This window comes from Pseudarthrobacter quantipunctorum, from assembly GCF_045291495.1.
Taxonomy (GTDB): domain Bacteria; phylum Actinomycetota; class Actinomycetes; order Actinomycetales; family Micrococcaceae; genus Arthrobacter; species Arthrobacter quantipunctorum.
The window spans coordinates 2,832,481-2,848,576 of record NZ_CP148033.1 but is presented as its reverse complement, the minus strand read 5'-3'; the positions used below and the strand labels follow the sequence as shown (position 1 = coordinate 2,848,576).

Genomic DNA, 16,096 nt, shown 5'->3' with positions numbered 1-16,096 from the left:
CGCTTTCTTAGCTGCCGTGGATCCGCTCCGCTGCGAGCAGCTTGTCAGTCAGTTCCACATCCGGATGCGTCATGACCACCGATCCATCGTGCCGCCACGCGCCCAAAGCATTGGACAGCGCCCCTTCCAGCCCATTCCCGGCCGGTACATGAAGGCGGACGCCTTCGTCGTGGCGCGCGGCGAAGCCATTGAGCAGGTCCTGGTGGGAGTACGCGCGGCCGTTTCCGGCCACCACCGCGCACCCCGACGGGTCCGGTTCGGCGTGCGCCATGAAGACGTCCCCGTGCGAGCGGACTTCCGCAGCATAGTCCAGGAAGCCGGCAGCAAGCGTACCCGGCCACCGCATCGCCAGTGCGGGCAGGGCGACGGCGATGACGGCGTCGTAATTCCCCTCAGCTGACTCCGGATCGGCGGTAACCATGTAGTCCGCTGCACCGTCATCAAGCACGGTTTGCATCCCCACCTGCCAGGCAGCCAGCGCCCAGACCATGGATTTCCAGTGGGCGGGCAGTTCCATGCGCAGGCGCATGCCGGGGGCCGCGTCCAACTCGTCCTGAAGCAGGTTGGACGTTTTGGCGACCCAGTTGTCCAGGACCCTGCCGGAGAGCTCCACCCGTTCAGCGTCGGGGCCATACCAGGTGAGCCGGGGAGCCGTTGAATTGCCCGAACGGAGCGTTGACATCAGATCAGATAGCGGGTTGCCCATGGCACCATCCTGCCACCGGCGCCGGTGGCAGTCACCGTTGACTCCGGACCGTCGTTTCCGGACAGTCGTTGAGGGAGGAAACAGCAGTACACGCCGGAGTGAGATATATCACAATAGATACTCAGCCTGCTTGCTATTTAGGGTCTTTGCAGGTATTTTCCCCGCCGTTGGGGGCGATCCGAGCGGTACCCGGTCGCGATTCCGATGTCCCGGTGAGCCACGCCGTGCATCCGTAATAAATTCCCGGGCGTGGCGTACGCGGCCTTCGCCGTCCGGAGTGATTATTATCCGGCGGCGGCTTGACTCGCCCAAGTTACACACGTGTAATTAGAGATAACTAAAGGCAACTGCGTAAATGCCGGCACACAACCGAGTGCCGCGTATCCAGGCAGTTGCTGCAAATCAGGAGGGTCGCCGATGGGGCAAGCAGAGCGTATCCAGGAAGATGCCGTCGTAGCCGGTCAGGCAACGGCAAAGTACCGTGCCAGGGGGGTACCGAGCGATTGGTACGTGGACCCCGCCGATCCTGATGCTGCCGACCGGTACAACAAAAATGCGGATGGGCTTCTTGAAGACCAGGCCACTGCCTTCCTCGCCGCCCACGAGGCACTTCTTGACGGTGGCGCGGAGTCGGAGGATGACCTCGACCCGCCCATGGAACTGGCTGCGGGCGGCGCAAGCCAGCCTGTGTGGATAGGGCTTCCCTTCCAGCAGGATTTCGACGACGAAGGCGAACTGGGCTGGCAGACAGACGCCCTGTGCGCCCAGACGGACCCCGAGGCTTTTTTCCCTGAAAAGGGCGGCTCCACGCGGGATGCGAAAAAAGTCTGCGGGGCCTGCAACGTGCGCTCCCAGTGCCTTGAATACGCTCTGGCAAACGATGAACGGTTCGGCATTTGGGGAGGCCTTTCCGAGCGTGAGCGCCGGCGGCTGAGGAAGCGAGCAATCTAATTCACCAGGAAGTTCATGTCACTGCCGTTGTGGTCGCCCACAACGGCAGTGCCTATCTGCCCAGAACACTTGCCGCCCTGGCGTCCCAGACCAGGCCTGCCGACTACGCCATCGGTATTGATGCCGGGTCCCTGGATGACTCCAAGGTCCTCCTGGAGCGGGCCTTGGGCGAACCAAACGTCACCAGCCAGCCGCGCGGCAAGGGCGGTATGGGCGCAGCTGTTTCCGCCGTACTGGCGGAGCTGGCCCCATGGCGGGGGACCGCGGCCCCGGACAGGGCGGAGTGGATCTGGCTGCTGCACGATGATGCAGCACCGGCTCCGCAAGCACTCGCCGAACTGCTCAGCGCCGTTGAACGGGCGCCGTCGGTCACTGTCGCAGGGTGCAAACAGCTGGACTGGCACGCGGAACGCAAGCTCATCGACGTCGGCCTGTCCACCAGCCGGTGGGCAGAACGGCTCACCCTGATCGATGCCGACGAGCTCGACCAGGGGCAGTACGACGGCCGCAGCGATACCTTCGCCGTCAACTCCGCCGGCATGCTTGTCCGCCGTGACATCTGGGAGCAACTGGGCGGCTTCGATCCCGCATTGCCGGGCAGCGGCGACGACGTCGACTTTTGCTGGCGCAACCGGCTGGCGGGGCACCGCGTCGTCGTGGTGCCTGCAGCGCGCATGTTCCACGTTGCCCACAGGCCACACGCCCTGGGCAACGCGGCGGCGGCCCGGAAAGCCCAGGTCCATCTGCGCCTGAAGCATTCCACGCCATGGATGGTGCCGGTCCATGGAGCCGGGGCGCTCCTGGGCAGCCTCTTCAAACTGGTGCTGAGCATCCTGGTTAAGGATCCTGCGCACGGCCTGTCACAGCTGGTTGCCACCTGCGCGGCTCTCGGAAGGCCGCGCGCAGTGGCTAAGGCGCGCCGCAGTGCCCGCCGGACCCGCCGCATCCGCCGGTCGGTGATCCGTAAGCTCCAAACCCCCAGGCGCGAGGTTTGGAGCCACAGGCGGTCCCTGATGGAAGCGCTCGGCTCGGACAATTCGCCATCGGACGAGCTTGAACAGGATCCTTTGGCGCACCAGCCCACTGGCGACGCATCGGACGATTTCGCGGCTTTGGCCACCACAAAACGTGGATGGGTGGGCAGCGGAGCCCTTGCCGTGGTCATTGTTGCATCCGTGGCGTCGCTGCTGGCCCTGACAGGTCTCTTCCGGGCCGACGCCGTTTCCGGCGGTGCACTCATTCCTGTCGCTGCAAGCCTCGGCGACATCTGGCACCACGCTTCCAGCTGGTGGATCACCCTGGGGGCAGGGCTGCCCGGGCGGGGAGACCCCTTCGGATACGTCCTGTGGATCCTGGGAGTCCTGGGCGGAGGTGACGCCAACCCGGCCATGGCCTGGCTGCTGCTGCTCGCCACGCCGCTGTCCGGACTCACGGCATGGTTCGCCGCCGGGGGGCTGACCGTCCGCCGCCGGCTCCGGCTTGCCGCGGCCCTCCTGTGGGCCGCCGCGCCCGCACTCCAGGTTGCGCTCAACCAGGGCAGGGCCGGAGCACTGATTGCGCACATCATGCTTCCCCTGGTGGCCCTGGCGCTGCTGCGGGCCACCGGCTCCGCAGTGGGACACGGCCGTTATACGTTGCCTTCCCCTGCCGAAGGCCGTCCCGGCGAGAGGCCCCCCATCAGGCCCGGTATCAACGGCACGCCGTCCTGGACCGCCGCGGCCGCAGCCGGCCTTGCGCTGGCGGTTGTTGTTGCGTCGGCACCCTCACTCCTCGTGCCGGCCGTCGTGGTGGTCGTGCTCTGCGGCTTCCTGCCCGGACGCCGCGGCCGCACGGTCTGGTGGGCCCTGCTTCCCACAGCGGCCCTGTTCATTCCCTTCGGCCTCTCCGTCCTCGACAGGCCGAGGTCATTACTGGCCGACCCCGGCCTGCCGCTTGCCTTTGAAGCGGCTCCGCTGTGGCAGCAGTTGCTGGGACAGCCGTTGCGGTTCGATCCGCAAGGGGGACTCGCAGGACTTCCCGCTTTTGCCGGCGGAAGTGCACCGTGGGCGTTGCTGCTGGCACTCCTGGTCGCTGCACCGGTACTGGCACTGGCTGTCGCCGGACTCGCCGTGCCCGGGCACCGCGCCGCCATGGCGAGGGTTTTTTGGGTGTCCGCCGTGCTTGTCCTTGCAGGCGGCTGGCTGGCCGGCCACGTGGCCAGTGGATTGAACGCCCAAAAGCTCGTGACCCCGTTTTCCGGGCCGGCAGTGTCTGCTGCGGCCTTCGCCCTCCTGGCGGCAGGCATCCTGGGAGCGGAACATCTCCTGGCCATGGCGCACAGGGGAGCGGCCACCGGCAGCGCCAAGCGCCGGGCTGCCCTCCAATCCGCCACCGCCGTGGGAATGGCCATCCTGCTCGCGGGGCCCCTGGCCGGTATGGCTGCCTGGTCAGCCCAAAACCTGCTGCGCCCTGCCACGGCCTCCGCCGCCACAGGTGCCGCCACGCCGGGCGCCGAGACCGCGGGCACAGCCACCCCCGATGACGACGCCGGCTCACTTGGTACGCCCCGGCTGGTGGAGCCCGCCAACCCGCGCACCCTGCCTGCCACGGCCATTGACCGCGGCACCGGGCCTGAGCAAACACGCACGCTGCTGATTGGCACCCGGGACAACGGGACGTTTGACGCCTCCCTGATGCGCGGTGCCGGAACCACGCTGGACAGCCTCTCCACGATTGCTTCCGCGCGGAACATCATCGGAAGCCCGGGCGCCGAATCCATCCGCGACGACGACGATGTCACCGCTGCCGTCCGTCGCGTGGTTGCCACAATCGTCGCCGGCCAGGGCGTTGACCCCCGGAACGATCTCGAACAGCTGGGCGTGGGCTTTGTTGTCCTCCGCTCCGCTGATACCGCGGCCCAGCTGACGGCCAGCCGGGTGGACGCAGTACCGGGCCTTGTTGCCGTGGGCCAGACCGATGTGGGCTGGCTCTGGCGGATCACTCCGCTGAACCAGCCGGCGCTGCAGGCTGCAGACATTGCGCACCGCGTGCGGATCGTCGATGGAAGCGGTGCTGCCATCGGGCTGGTTCCCTCCGGCTACAGCGACGTGGATGCCCCCGTTCCGGCCGGTCCTGAGGGCCGCCTTGTGGTGCTGGCCGAACGAGCGGACGCCGGCTGGACCGCCTGGCTTGACGGCCGCAAACTGACTGCAACTACTTCCGGCTGGTCGCAGGCCTTCACGCTTCCCGCATCAGGAGGCCAGCTCACCATCCGCTACGAGAACCCCTGGGCCTTGGGGGCGGCCATTGCACAGATCACGGTGATCGGCCTGACAGTCCTGCTCGCCATACCGATGCCGGCCAGGAGGCCACGGACGGGCATCTCCCGGGATGAGGGCTCCCTGCGTAAGGAACACCAGAATGCATGAGCACACCACGCCGTCGCCAGCGCCGCAGATCAAGTCCTCCGGCGACGCCGGCAAACCGCTGGACGACGCAAACACAGTGCGCCCGGACACCGGGGATTCCGGGCAGCGGCCCCAGCGGCAGGGACGCAAAACCACGTTCGTGGGGCTCGCGTCCGCTGCAATGATCCTCGCCGGCGCAGGGGCGGTCGTGGCAGGGGGATCACTGTTGCCACCGCCGGAATCGAGCCGTGAGGTAGCCGCAGCCGCGGCAGCCGTCCCTGCCGGGGCCAGCCTGGGCGTTTGTCCTGGCCCTGCCCGGCTGCTGGAGGGCACCGAAGCCGGCGTGGACCCCCAGTTCAGCCCGGTATCAGCCACCGCGGCCAGCGCCGTGACGGGCGCGGTCCTCGGCGCGGCAGGAATACTGCCGGCCAGCCGGCTGTCCCAGCTGGACGGGACAACCGCCGTCGAAATCTCCGAAGGGCCCGGCCAGGGCACTTCTGCCGGGGCGCCCCAGGAACTCCTGGCAGGCGTTGTGGCGGCCCGTCCCGTGCAGCAGGTGAGCGTGCTGAGCGCCGACGCACTGGCAAACCAAAAAGCCTCGGCTGCTGCGGCGATGAAGTTTACCGCCACTGACGGGGATCTTCAGGGCACCGCAGCATCCAACTGCCACCAGCCCTCGAACGACCAGTGGATCGCGGGGGCAAGCACCACCGTGGGCCGGGCGTCAGTACTGCTGTTAACCAACGCCTCCAGCACCCCCGCCACCGTCAGCCTGGAGCTCTTCGGTGCACAGGGCCAGATCCAGGCACCCGGCAGCAGGGGGCTGCTGGTTGCGCCGGGCAGTTCGCGGGCCGTGGTCCTCGCTGGGCTGGCGCCGGGGGAGGAGCAGCTGAGCGTCCGCGTCCGGAGTGCCGGCGGGCCCGTTGCCGCGGTCATCCAGCAGAGCGTCCTGCGGGGCCTCACGCCCGGAGGCGTTGACTTCATAGCCCCGGGAGCGGCTCCGGCCGTGCGGCAGGTCATGACAGGAGTGGATATCCAGGACCCCGCCGGGCTGTCCCAGTTAACCGGAAAGCCGGGATATGGGGACGGTGGACCGGCACTGCACCTGACAGTTCCGGGTCCATCGGATGCGGTGGTGGAAGTCCGGATTTACGGCCGGGACGGGCAGGTTGCCCTTCCCTCGGGCGGGGTCATCACTGCAAAGGCGGGAGCCGTCACCGAAATCTCCCTCGCGGGTGTCCCGGCCGGGCAGTACACGGTGGCGGCATCCTCGGACGTTTCGTTCGTCGCCGCGACCCGGGTCACCCGCGGGCTCCAGGATGGCCAGCCAACGGATGTTGCCTGGGCCGCGTCCGGAGTGCGGCTGGGCAGCCAGCACGTCGTTCCGGTGCCGCAGGGCGGGATCCGCAGCCTGGTGTTCGGTGCCCTGGATACCAGGGCAACCATCACGTACGCCGCCATTACGTCGGACGGGAAAGTCCGGGCACCGGCCACCGCCGATATCGCAGGCGGAACCACGTCCTCGATCGCTGTTCCGGAGAAGGAGGGTGACGCCGACGTGGTGGGATACGTGGTGTCCGCGTCAGGGGATGCCGCCTACGGTGCCGTCCTGATCCAGCAGGATGGCAGGAGCGACGTCTCAACCCTGGCGTTCCTGGCAGCGGCGGCGGGCCAGGAGACTGTGCCCGTTACCCTGAGCCACTAGGAGCCCTCAGCCGCTGGTTTGACCCCCGGTAAACCCCGGAAGGTCAGTACCTGCGGCGGTAGACCGGGTCCAGGGTTTCGGGAGCCACTCCCAGCATCTCAGCGGTGTGCTCCACCACAACGTCATGGACCAGGTCCTGGAGCTCTTCGGGGCCGGGGCAGCCCTGCTCCACCACGCGCCGGTACACCGTGATCATTGGCCCTTCGCCGTCCGCGGCTGGAGTGTAGGAGCCCATCGGCGCCGACGCGGAGTTGGCTGCAAGCTGTTCGAGGTCGGGAGGGATTTCATCGACGCCGAACCGCACGCCGTCCAGCGTCTTGCCCCAAATGTCGTGCAGCCTCTGTGCGGAGTCCATCACCATGTCATCAAAGCGGTCCGAGCGTGTCCGGTAGCCGGGGTGCGTGGGGAGCATGACCTCCCCGCGGAGTCCGCGTCCGTGGCGGTTCCGGCGGCGCATCATGAAGCTTTTGCCGGAGGAGCCGGTACCCGGATTACCGGGGGCATCCGGACCAGCCAACCGGACCGTGAAACCTGATTTCTGGTTCGATGACTGCATACATCGACTCTAAACCCGGGGGAACATTTATGCGATACATTCCCCCGTCGGCCGGGACGCGTCGGGTCGGGCGGGCAATGCAGGGTTTTGGTGCGGACACGGAGTAGTCTGTGATGTCGTGGGAGCTATCCGTCAGTGTTCAAGATCTGCCTGCCGCCAGTCAGCGGTGGCTACCCTGACGTATGTCTACGCAGATTCCACCGCGGTCCTTGGCCCGCTGGCTACCTTTGCGGAGCCGCATTGCTACGACCTGTGCGAGCAGCACGCCGACTCACTGACCGTTCCCCGCGGCTGGGAAGTCCTGCGGCTGGCCATGCCGACAACACCGCAGCAGCCGGGCCCCGACGACCTCCTGGCCCTCGCCAATGCGGTGCGGGACGCAGCGGCCCTGCCGGCCCAGGGCCAGCAGCCGCCTGCGCAGCGCGCGCCCCATTCGGCGCTGGAAGCACCGGCCGGCGCCGAGGGTACACGCAGGGGACACCTGCGCGTCCTGCGTGAACCCTCCTGACATCCTCTGGCGGTAGGCTGGTAACTGCACACCAGTCCGCTACCGGCGCGAGCGCGCCCGCCAGGGAGCACCAAAAATGCCACATGTCAGTCCTGAGCTGCTGTCCGTCCTCCGCTGTCCCGTGACGGGTTCAGCCCTGGTGCAGGAAGGCGAGGAACTGGTGGCGGCCGTTGCCGGGGACTCCGGAGTGAAGCCGCGCTACGCCATCGAGGACGGCATACCGCTCCTCCTGCCGCCCGAGCTGCTGGCAGCGGCCACCGCGGCAGGTTCGGACCAGCACGATTCAGCCCGCGGAACGGGCCAGACCGCATAGCAGCGCTGCCCGCCCGGACGCAGGCGCCACGGCCGCCGTCGAACTTTACACAGCAGAACCGAAGGCACAGCACTTTCGGACAGGACGAAGGACTACCCATGACTTTTGATTACAAGGTTGCCGACATCACCCTGGCGGAAGCCGGGCGGCACCAGATCCGCCTTGCCGAACACGAGATGCCGGGCCTGATGTCGCTCCGCGCCGAGTTTGGCCCCACGCAGCCGCTCAAGGGCGCCCGGATCGCCGGATCCCTGCATATGACCGTGCAGACCGCGGTGCTGATCGAGACGCTCACGGCGCTTGGCGCCGAGGTCCGCTGGGCCTCCTGCAACATCTTCTCCACCCAGGACGAGGCCGCCGCGGCCGTAGTGGTCGGAAACGGAACCGTCGAGGACCCCCAGGGCGTTCCCGTGTTTGCCTGGAAGGGTGAGACGTTGGATGAATACTGGTGGACTGCCGAGCAGATCCTCACGTGGCCCGGCGCGGACACTAACCCGGACCTCGGCCCGAACATGATCCTCGACGACGGCGGAGACGCCACCATGCTGGTCCACAAGGGCGCCGAATTCGAAGCCCTTGGTGCCGTCCCGGCAGCCGCCGACGACGAGTCCGAGGAAGGCCGCGTCTTCCTCGAGGTGCTGCGCGCTTCGCTGCAGGCGGATCCGCAGAAGTGGACCCGGATCGGGTCCCGCCTGCTGGGCGTCACGGAGGAAACCACCACCGGCGTGCACCGCCTCTACCAGCTCGCGGAGCAGGGCAAGCTGCTGTTCCCGGCCATCAACGTCAACGACTCCGTCACCAAGAGCAAGTTCGACAACAAGTACGGCATCCGGCACTCCCTGCCGGACGGCATCAACCGCGCAACGGATGTCCTGATGGGCGGCAAGATCGCCGTCGTCTGCGGTTACGGCGACGTGGGCAAGGGTGCAGCGGAGGCTTTCCGTGGACAGGGCTCCCGCGTCATCGTCACGGAAATCGATCCCATCTGCGCGCTCCAGGCAGCGATGGACGGCTACCAGGTGGCAAAACTGGAATCCGTCCTCAGCGAGGGCCACATCTTCATCACCACTACCGGCAACAAGGACGTCATCCTGGCCGAGCATATGGCCGGGATGCGGGACAAGGCGATCGTTGGCAACATCGGTCACTTCGACAACGAGATCGACATGGCGGGACTGGCCCGCATCCCCGGCATCAAGAAGATCGAAATCAAGCCGCAGGTGCACGAGTGGGTACTCGACGAGGGAACAGACCGGGAGCGCTCCCTCATCGTGCTGTCCGAAGGACGCCTGCTGAACCTCGGAAACGCGACCGGACACCCGTCATTCGTGATGAGCAACTCCTTCGCCAACCAGACGATCGCGCAGATCGAGCTCTTCACCAAGAGCAACCAGCCGGAAGGGGAACGGGAGTACGGGAACCAGGTGTACGTGCTGCCCAAGATCCTCGACGAGAAGGTCGCCCGGCTGCACCTCGACGCCCTCGGCGTGGAACTGACCGAGCTGTCAAAGGAGCAGGCTGCGTACCTCGACCTCGACGTCGCCGGTCCCTACAAGCCCGAGCACTATCGTTACTAAGAAGTAAAGTGCCCGGGTGCCCAGCGCGCCCGGGCCGTTACTTTCTGCGCCTAGGATCAAAATATGGAGCCTGAAGTCCCGTCCCGCCGTCCCGGTCGAATGAAGAAGGTCCTTGTGGTGGCCGCCGTCTGCCTCCTCGCTGCCGTGGGAGGCGTCTTCGCCGCTGTGGCGCCGGACATCGCCCGCGGTGCCATCGAATCCGAGGCCAGCTCCGCGGTGAGGACGTCCCCGGGCATCGCAGCTCCGGTGGTGGCTCCGGTAACCTTCGACGCCGCACCGGCAGACGGCGCGAAGCAGGTCAATCCTGCAGCGCCGGTGTCCCTGAAGGTCGCTAACGGGACCATCGAACGCGTCACCCTCACCAGCACCGGCGGCGAGACCGTGGAGGGCTCCATCGATTCCCAGGGAACCGGCTGGACCGCCGCCGGCCCCTTGAAGTTCAACACTGACTACAGCTACACATACGTGGTCAAGGACGGCGCGGGACGGGAGAGCAGTACCACGCAGTCCTTCAGTACCGTCTCCAGCTCCCATGAGGCCGACGCCGCCATCTACCCCCTGGACGGCATGAAAGTCGGCGTGGGCCAGCCGTTGCAGGTCATTTTCAGCGAGCCCGTGGTCAACCGCGAGGCCGTGGAGAAAGCCATCAGCATTACGAGCAGTGCAGGCCAGACGGGCGCCTTCCACTGGCACAGCGACACCATGGTCAGGTACCGGCCGGAGAACTTCTGGGCGGCCAACTCCACGATTGCCATGGACATGAAGCTGTTCGGGGTTGACCTCGGCAATGGGCAGATCGCCAACTTCAACAAGAAGGTGAACATCTCCATCGGGGACAAGAAGGTGGCGGTGGCGGATTCCGCCGCGCACACGTTTACGCTGAGCGTCAATGACCAGGTGGTCAAGACACTCCCCGTCAGCATGGGGGACAAGCGCTTCCCGTCAGCCCGCGGCTACGGGGTACTGATGGAAAAGAAGCGCTACGACCACTTCCGGGCCTCAAGCATCGGGCTCAAGCCGGACGATCCTGCCTACTACGGGGATGTTGACGTGGAATACACCATCCGCCTCACCCTCAGCGGCGCCTACATCCACCAGGCGCTTGAGTCTGCCTATCCGTTTATCGGCAACGCGAACGTCTCGCATGGCTGCATTGGGTTCGCTCCCGACGGCGCTGCCTGGGTCTTCGACAACATGGGCACCGGCGACGTTGTGCAGATCGTGAACACCGAGGGCGACTACGCCGCCCATGATGACGGGTTCGGCGACTGGAACATCCCGTGGAGCGAGTACGACAACTAGCTCAGCTGCCGAACGGAAGCCGCTGCAGCCGCTCACCGATATCGGTGTTGCGCCGGCGTGCTTCCATCAGCCGGGCCAGTTCCCGGCTTCGGCGTTCAGCAACGACGGCGGCAAGGAAGTCGTCCGCGCTGGTTCCCGCCGGCGGGGGAGGGGCCACATGGGCGGACAGTTCCGTGGCGATCGATGCGGCCATCTCTGACCGGGACGCCGGCGCCATCCGCCCCGCCTGCCGGAGGAACTGGGAAGCCCTGCGCGCCGTCGGGTCGGGAATCCGTCCAATGTCCGCGGCGGCAGCCCAGGCGCGGAGCCGCGGCGGTACAAACACCGGAACCGGCTGCTCCACGGGCACGCGGGTGCGGACCGCGTAGGTTCCGGCCATCAGGTCTCCGAGCCGCCGCGACCTGTCATTGAACAGCGCAACGGTCAGCGCCACCCCGCCGAAGGTAAGGTAGATCTCCAGGAATCCGGTCAGTCCCCGGATGACGGCGTGGCGGAAACGGATAGCACCGCCGTCGTCCCTGACCACCCGAAGGCCGGTGGCCAGCTTCCCCAGGGAGCGGCCGCGGCTCAGCGTTTCAACTGCTACGGGGACGATGACCAGGCAGAAGACCACGCTGGCCAGGGTTAGGGCACGGGCAGCAGCCCCATCCAGGTCCGCTCCCGCAGCGGCAAGCCCGATCAGGATCGCAATAAGCAGGATGATGTTGAAGGCGACATCCAGGACCAGCCCAAGGGCGCGGGCCGCGAAAGATGCCGGCCGCAGCTCCAGGACCACGGCCTCGCCTGTGATGATCGAACTCACTGTTCTTCCCCATTCCGCCGCCCCTCCGGTGCGTCGCTCAAAGTCTAGTGCGGTGGCGCTAGGCTGGTCGCGTGGATATGGACGCCTTTTCCGCAGCCAACGCGGACAAATGGGCACGGCTGCACGAGCTCGCCGCCAAGGGCAGGCTCTCCGGCCGCGAGGCCGATGAGCTGCTGGCGCTGTACCAGTCCACGTCCGCCCATCTCTCCCTGATCAGGTCAGTTGCGCCCGAGAGCGGGCTTTCCGCCTCGCTGTCCGCCACCCTGGCGCAGGCCCGGACCCGCTTCACCGGGGCCAGGTCCAACGTGCCTGCGGACCTGGCACGGTTTTTTGTGGTGGCCCTTCCGGCGGCGTTTTACCGGTTGACGTGGCTCACGCTGGCCTGCGGAGCTGCCTTCATCCTCATAGGCGCGGCCTACGCACTGTGGATCGGCACGTCCCCCGAGGCGCTGCGGGCAGTGGCCACCGAGGCAGCGGCCAGGCAGTACGTCGAGGAAGACTTCATCGATTACTACTCTGAAAACCCCGCGGCGTCTTTTGCCGGTGCCGTGTGGACCAACAACGCCTGGATCAGCGCCCAGGCTGTAGCCCTGGGGATTACGGGGTTCTGGGTACCGATGATCCTGTTCAGCAACGCGCAGGGCGTGGGCATCGCGGCCGGAATTTTCGCCGCCGCGGGCAAAAGCGACGTCTTCTTCAGCTACATCCTGCCGCACGGCCTGATGGAACTCACGGCCGTGTTCATCGCCTGCGCGGCCGGCCTTCGGATCTTCTGGGCCATGGTGTCGCCGGGCCGGATGACCAGGGGACGGGCTGTTGCGGAGGAGGGCAGGTCCCTGATCACTGTTGCCCTGGGCCTTGTCCTTGTGCTGTTTGTTTCGGGCCTGGTTGAAGGATTCGTGACCCCCAGCGCGCTGCCGGTGTGGGCCAAGATCGGGATCGGAGCCGCTGTCCTGGCGGCGTACTGGTTCTATGTGCTGAGGTGGGGCAGGCCCGCCTACCTCGCGGGAGAACGCGGGGATCTTCGGCGCGAGGACGCGGGCTACACCGAAATCGCTGCCTGAATCGTTGTAATTCCGCCGGGGTGGTTCCTCGTCCAGCCCAAGGCCCGGACGGTAGGCTCGACACCAGATAAGTGCGCCGGCTGAGCCCGGCCCGGCGCAGGAACACGACGGAAGTGACGCTGCTGTGAAAGACGAAAAACCGGCCCGCGCCAAGAGCGCCGAGCCGCAGCCGGAACCTCATCTGGACACGTCCGGGGACTCCGACGAGCCCGCGTTTTCCTGGCTGACCCCCGCAGGGAAGGGCTCCAGCACAGCAGCGGGGTCCTCCGCCGCGCCTGCTGTTTCCGCCCCGCCTGCTGCTTCCTCCTCTGAGGACAGCTCGGCCGCTGGCTCTTCCACCGTTGACGGCGAACCCTCACGCCAGGGCGCTGGCGCTCCTTCCGCAGCTGCGCGGAGCTCTGCCGTTGCGGGGGGCGCAGGAACCGCCCCGGCCCACCGGGACGGGTCCCTCCAGCCGGAGAGCAGGGCCGACCGAAAAGCCGCTGAAGCTGCCGCTGAGGCTCCCGGGGAGGACAGTTCGCCGGTCTTCAAGGAACCGCTCCCTACCTCCGCGCTGCAGGTCCGCCCGCCGGAGGAAGAGGTTGAACGCCGCAACGCCCAGCGGGAGAGCGCCGCCAACGCCAAACCAGTGGCGCCCCGGGTTATGCAGGTCCTGCTCGCCATCTTTTTCCCGCTGGTCTTGCTGATCCTGGCTGTCCGGGCGGTGACCAGCCCGCTGTTCCTCTGGGTGGAGTACAACCGGCCGGGGTTCCCCGGCGACGGGTACGGCTTCAGCACGGATGACCGGATGACTTACGGCTCCTACGCCGTGGATTACCTGAGCAACTGGTCCGGCCCGCGCTACCTCGGGGACCTGGTGCACCGCGGCGGCGACAAGCTGTTCAAGGACGGCGAGGTCAGCCACATGGCGGACGTCAAACTGGTGATCCTGTCCACGTTCGGCGCCGGTCTCGTGCTGGTCCTGTTCAGCATTATCGCCATCCTTTACCTCCGGAAGCGAAGCACCGGCGGAGTCCGGAGGGGCCTTTTCGCGGGTTCCATCATCACCCTGGTGACCATCCTCGGCCTGGGCACGCTGGCCGTCCTGGGCTGGCAGCAGTTCTTTACCGAGTTCCACCGCATTTTCTTCGCCGACGGGTCCTGGACGTTCAGCCTGGACGACACCCTCATCCGGTTGTTCCCCGGCCAGTTCTGGATTGATGCCGGCATCGTGATTGCGGGCCTGGTGCTGCTGGCCGCACTCGTGACACTGGTCCTCACCTGGCCCACCCGCCGGCGGCGCGGCCTGGCCAAGGACGGGGAGGCACCCGCCACAGGCACGGAATAGGGCGGGGAGGCACCCGCCGCCGGCACGGAATAAGGCACGAAACGTGCCAGGCAGCCGGGGGACTGCGCCCTAGGCGTACAGTTCGGTGATCTCCTCGGCGTAGTCGCGCACGACGGCGGCCCGCTTCAGTTTGAGGGACGGCGTCAGATGGCCTGACTCCACAGTGAACTGGGCGTCCAGGAGCGAGAAGCTGCGGATGGACTCCGCCTTGGACACGAGCAGGTTGGCGTGGTCCACCGCTTCCTGGACCGCCGCGAGGACGTCCGGATCGCCGACCGCTTCGCCCACTGCAAGGGCGGGCAGGCCCCGTTCGGAGCGCCAGTTGTCCACGCCTTCCGGGTCCAGGGTCACCAGCGCCGAGACGAAGGGCTTGCCGTCGCCCACCACCACGGCATGGCCTACAAGCTGGTGGGCGCGGATCTTTTCCTCGAGCGGACCCGGCGCCACGTTCTTGCCGCCCGCGGTGACCAGCAGGTCCTTCTTGCGCCCGGTGACGGTGAGGAACCCCTGCGCGTCAAGTTCCCCGAGGTCGCCGGTCCGGAAGAATCCGTCTACAAAGGCCTCTGCGTTCGCGGCCGGGTTGTTGTGGTAGCCCTTGAACACCCCGATCCCCTTGACCAGGATCTCGCCGTCCCCTGCCACCCGGATGGTGGTGCCCGGGACCGGTATGCCCACTGAGCCAACGCGGGTCCGGGCAGGGGTGTTGGCCGTGCACGGTGCCGTGGTTTCGGTCAGGCCGTAGCCCTCCAGCACGGGTATCCCCACGCCACGGAAAAAGTGGGCGTCATCGGGGGACAGGGGGCTGGCACCGGATACGGTGTACCCCACCTGCCCGCCCAGGGCCTGCCGAAGCCGGGGATACAGGAGCCGGTCAAAGAGCGCGTGCCGGGCGCGGCAGAGCAGCCCCGGCCCGTCGCCCTGGCCGCGGTTGCGCCGGTCCTCCTCCCGCGAGTACTCAATCGCGGCGTTTGATGCCGCCGTGAAAAGCCGTGCCTTGCCCGCCAGCGCCGCCTTGTGGGCGGCGGTGGCCCGGACTTTTTCGAAGATCCGCGGCACCACCAGCAGGAACGTGGGCCGGAAGGTTCCCAGGTCCTCCAGGAGCTGGGCCGCTCCCGGCGTGTGGCCCAGGGTGGCCCCGGCGGTAAGGCAGACCACCTGCACAGCGCGGGCCAGCACGTGTGCCAGCGGCAGGAACATCAGGGTGCGCGCCTGGTCCTGCAGCAGCAGCTCCGGAAGGAACGCCACGATGTTCTTTGCCACCAAGGCGAAATTCCCGTGGGTGATCTCGCAGCCCTTGGGATTGCCCGTGGTGCCTGAGGTGTAAACCAGGGAGGCAATGTCATCCAGCCCGGCCTGGCTGCGGTGCCGCTCAAGCTCCGCGTCCGTGACCCCGGCGCCGGCGGCGGCGAGGCTGGCAAGGTCGGGCGCGTCGCCGTCGTAATCCATCCTCACAACGTTGACCAGCCGGTCCCGAAGGACGTCGGACCCGGCCACGACACCTGTTACCAGGGCGGCAAGGCCGCGGTCCCCGGCGAAGACGCGGCGCACCCCCGCGTCCTGGATGATCCATTCCACCTGCCGCGCGGAGGACGTTTCGTAGATGGGGACCGTCACCCCGCCGGCGAACCAGATGGCGAAGTCCACCAGGGTCCACTCATAGGAGGTGGGGGACATGACCGCCACCTTGTCGCCGGGCTCGATGCCGCCGGCGATCAGGCCCTTGGCCAGGGCGCTGACGTCCTGCAGGAATTTTGCGGCCGTGACGTCCACCCAGCCGTTCGGCCCCTTCCGCCGGTAGAGGGCATGGGCCGGGTTGGCGGCATGCTGCTCCAGCAGCAGGTCAGTGACGTTGCTGGCGGCGTCAAGCTCAACCAGCAGTTCCGTGCTCGCTTCTCTCAC

Annotated in this window: 13 protein-coding genes; 9 read left to right on the top strand and 4 right to left on the bottom strand. The window is 67.1% G+C overall.

What is annotated here, in order from left to right; translation table 11 throughout:
* Positions 1-7 precede the first annotated feature (7 nt).
* Positions 8-706, bottom strand: a complete 699-nt coding sequence (locus tag WHH00_RS12865) for a TIGR03089 family protein (protein ID WP_406633309.1) — start codon at positions 704-706, stop codon at positions 8-10.
* A gap of 417 nt (positions 707-1,123) precedes the next feature.
* On the opposite strand from WHH00_RS12865, the gene WHH00_RS12860 reads away from it, so the two are divergent.
* The 3 genes from WHH00_RS12860 to WHH00_RS12850 are packed head-to-tail and all read left to right on the top strand — an operon-like array spanning position 1,124 to position 6,748.
* Entirely contained in the window at positions 1,124-1,657 is a 534-nt protein-coding gene (locus WHH00_RS12860) for a WhiB family transcriptional regulator (RefSeq protein WP_350003803.1), read from the top strand.
* A gap of 29 nt (positions 1,658-1,686) precedes the next feature.
* Positions 1,687-5,064 (top strand): glycosyltransferase family 2 protein, encoded by a 3,378-nt coding sequence (locus WHH00_RS12855; protein WP_406633307.1) that lies wholly within the window; start codon positions 1,687-1,689, stop codon positions 5,062-5,064.
* Complete coding sequence (locus WHH00_RS12850) at positions 5,057-6,748, top strand: DUF5719 family protein (protein WP_406633305.1); 1,692 nt, start codon at positions 5,057-5,059, stop codon at positions 6,746-6,748. Before WHH00_RS12855 ends, WHH00_RS12850 begins: the two co-directional genes overlap by 8 nt.
* 43 nt (positions 6,749-6,791) lie before the next feature.
* Here WHH00_RS12850 and WHH00_RS12845 read toward each other — a convergent pair whose 3' ends face one another.
* Positions 6,792-7,304 (bottom strand): metallopeptidase family protein, encoded by a 513-nt coding sequence (locus tag WHH00_RS12845; RefSeq protein ID WP_231457268.1) that lies wholly within the window; start codon positions 7,302-7,304, stop codon positions 6,792-6,794.
* A 118-nt stretch (positions 7,305-7,422) separates the two neighbouring features.
* Here WHH00_RS12845 and WHH00_RS12840 point away from each other — a divergent pair, with 118 nt between their 5' ends.
* The 4 genes from WHH00_RS12840 (at position 7,423) to WHH00_RS12825 (ending at position 11,004) form a co-directional block, all read left to right on the top strand.
* The gene (locus WHH00_RS12840) at positions 7,423-7,812 is read left to right on the top strand and encodes a DUF3499 domain-containing protein (RefSeq protein ID WP_231457267.1); all 390 of its coding nucleotides are present in this window, start codon (positions 7,423-7,425) and stop codon (positions 7,810-7,812) included.
* 76 nt (positions 7,813-7,888) lie between these two features.
* The gene (locus WHH00_RS12835; RefSeq protein ID WP_350003800.1) at positions 7,889-8,125 is read left to right on the top strand and encodes a hypothetical protein; all 237 of its coding nucleotides are present in this window, start codon (positions 7,889-7,891) and stop codon (positions 8,123-8,125) included.
* Between the two features lie 98 nt (positions 8,126-8,223).
* Positions 8,224-9,702 carry an adenosylhomocysteinase gene (gene ahcY / locus WHH00_RS12830; protein ID WP_406633302.1) on the top strand — a complete coding sequence of 493 codons (1,479 nt, stop codon included), beginning with the start codon at positions 8,224-8,226 and terminating at the stop codon, positions 9,700-9,702.
* Between the two features lie 63 nt (positions 9,703-9,765).
* Positions 9,766-11,004 (top strand): Ig-like domain-containing protein, encoded by a 1,239-nt coding sequence (locus tag WHH00_RS12825; protein WP_406633300.1) that lies wholly within the window; start codon positions 9,766-9,768, stop codon positions 11,002-11,004.
* A 1-nt stretch (position 11,005) separates the two neighbouring features.
* Here WHH00_RS12825 and WHH00_RS12820 read toward each other — a convergent pair whose 3' ends face one another.
* Complete coding sequence (locus tag WHH00_RS12820; RefSeq protein ID WP_406633298.1) at positions 11,006-11,806, bottom strand: RDD family protein; 801 nt, start codon at positions 11,804-11,806, stop codon at positions 11,006-11,008.
* Between the two features lie 71 nt (positions 11,807-11,877).
* On the opposite strand from WHH00_RS12820, the gene WHH00_RS12815 reads away from it, so the two are divergent.
* Both WHH00_RS12815 and WHH00_RS12810 read left to right on the top strand, forming a co-directional pair.
* Entirely contained in the window at positions 11,878-12,870 is a 993-nt protein-coding gene (locus WHH00_RS12815) for a stage II sporulation protein M (protein ID WP_406633296.1), read from the top strand.
* Between the two features lie 124 nt (positions 12,871-12,994).
* On the top strand, positions 12,995-14,197 hold the full coding sequence (locus WHH00_RS12810) for a TIGR01906 family membrane protein (protein ID WP_406633294.1): 1,203 nt from the start codon (positions 12,995-12,997) through the stop codon (positions 14,195-14,197).
* A gap of 69 nt (positions 14,198-14,266) precedes the next feature.
* Here the strand turns inward: WHH00_RS12810 and WHH00_RS12805 are convergent, their stop codons facing one another.
* Complete coding sequence (locus WHH00_RS12805; protein WP_406633292.1) at positions 14,267-16,096, bottom strand: AMP-dependent synthetase/ligase; 1,830 nt, start codon at positions 16,094-16,096, stop codon at positions 14,267-14,269.

Coding starts and splice junctions, on each gene's coding strand:
- ahcY (WP_406633302.1), top strand. CDS start 8,224: ATGACTTTTGATTACAAGGTTGCCGACATCACCCTGGCGGAAGCCGGG.
- WHH00_RS12835 (WP_350003800.1), top strand. CDS start 7,889: ATGCCACATGTCAGTCCTGAGCTGCTGTCCGTCCTCCGCTGTCCCGTG.
- WHH00_RS12850 (WP_406633305.1), top strand. CDS start 5,057: ATGCATGAGCACACCACGCCGTCGCCAGCGCCGCAGATCAAGTCCTCC.
- WHH00_RS12845 (WP_231457268.1), bottom strand. CDS start 7,304: ATGCAGTCATCGAACCAGAAATCAGGTTTCACGGTCCGGTTGGCTGGT.
- WHH00_RS12825 (WP_406633300.1), top strand. CDS start 9,766: ATGGAGCCTGAAGTCCCGTCCCGCCGTCCCGGTCGAATGAAGAAGGTC.
- WHH00_RS12865 (WP_406633309.1), bottom strand. CDS start 706: ATGGGCAACCCGCTATCTGATCTGATGTCAACGCTCCGTTCGGGCAAT.
- WHH00_RS12860 (WP_350003803.1), top strand. CDS start 1,124: ATGGGGCAAGCAGAGCGTATCCAGGAAGATGCCGTCGTAGCCGGTCAG.